This window comes from Arthrobacter sp. 05T47 (assembly GCF_056395825.1).
Window position 1 is genome coordinate 1 of the sequence record NZ_JBFTKG010000137.1, and the last position, 1,550, is coordinate 1,550.

Genomic DNA, 1,550 nt, shown 5'->3' on the forward strand with positions numbered 1-1,550 from the left:
ACCCGAAGGTTGCGGTCGGAGGCCGCCGCCAGGCGGCAGGAAAGCAAGAAGGAACCAAAGGGGGAGCGAATAGCGAGAAGAGGTCAACGAGAAGGGATCCGCGGAGGAATCGAGTCGTGAAGAGAGCATAGCGATCAGGTCAACGATGGCCGCGCAGCGGACATCCGGGAAACAGGAAGCTGGCGTAGAGGGATTMGAAAGGTTAGCTGGGGATGCGCGCCAGCGCCGACCCTTCTTCTAAATGCCTTCCCTCGACCCGGCTCAAATTTTTCGACCGCCGACATCAACCGCCAGCACATTCAGCTCGGTCACTTCGACCCCCGCAAAGCCCAGCGGCTTCGGCTATCGCCGGACCGGTCAACGCCGCTACGCGGTTCGGGGCGACGCCATCGAAGGTGTGTCGATGTTCAAGACGTGGGTGAACCTTGCGTGATTCCAATTCACAATTCGGTTGGCAGTGCATCGATCCGCACAATGGGCGAGGTTGTTCTTAGGGTCACCACGTGATCCGCTCGGACCTGAACCCAATATTGGGCGCTCGCGCCCACAGCGCACGACTCCAGAAGGAGCAGCTCTAGCGTCTCCCCGTCACGGCGCAGGGTCGAAAACCCCGAATCCAGGTAATCAACCAGTGGAGCAGCGGCGGCCGCTCGCCGCGTCACGGTGCGTGCAGTCAAGTCGAGCACATAACGGCTGCCCGCAGCGCTCGTCACCAAGTACCGGCCAGTATCCTCATTCCGAAGCTCCTGTGTCATGAGAAGAGCGTATGGGCGGCCTATGACCATACTGCCCTGTCTCCATGCCAGTCGATGGAGTTGCCGTTGTTTCAGCCCGAGCTGCATTTCGATTGGTCCGTGAGGTCCCCGCATTTCCTGCAAGAGGTGCCAATTGGTGCGGAGCGCCCCGACCCGCTGTGTCCTTTCGAGTTTCGGGATGGTGATTTGTCGAGCGGGGAGCTCTGCGCTCAGACCCCAGGATGCACAGGAACGGTGCGGGGCCGATAGATGGCCGTACGGCCGCGCATGGTGCCGAAGAACCGTGCCACATTGTCGGCTCCCACCGCCGCAGGCGTTGGGAGCCATTCTGCAGGGCGTTCTGCTGTCTGCCGTCGGCGACTCCGGTAGAGTCAGATGGCCTTATCTGAGCGCCCGCACCGAAGCCGAGACAGTGGTCTTGAATCCTGTTCGGGAGCCGGTCGCTCTCACCATGAGGGTCCTGCCGGCGTCAGCGGAGGTGAGCCGGTACGTTTTCGCCGTGGCTCCAGGGATCCTGACCCCGGATCGGTACCACTGATAAGCGAAGGAAGAGGGTGTCGGCTGCCAGCCGCCGACGTACACCGTCAGGGCGGATCCGGGCTTGGGCGTGCCTTTGATGATCGGGGTGGTCACCAGGGTGAACGTTCCAGGGCCGATTTTCGCGGACTGTACCGCCGGGTGAATGAGGCCCGGGCCGGCTTTGAAGCTGAGTGCGGCGCCAGCATCGGCCGGGACGGGTTGATACCCCAGGGCTGTCGCCCCCTTGATCGGGGTTCCGTTCCGGTACCACTGAGG

1 pseudogene is annotated in these 1,550 nt (G+C 62.5%); it reads right to left on the reverse strand.

Annotated elements, in window-relative coordinates:
- Positions 1-1,136 precede the first annotated feature (1,136 nt).
- Positions 1,137-1,550: pseudogene (locus AC1DEY_RS23320) on the reverse strand (carboxypeptidase regulatory-like domain-containing protein); the annotation flags it as partial.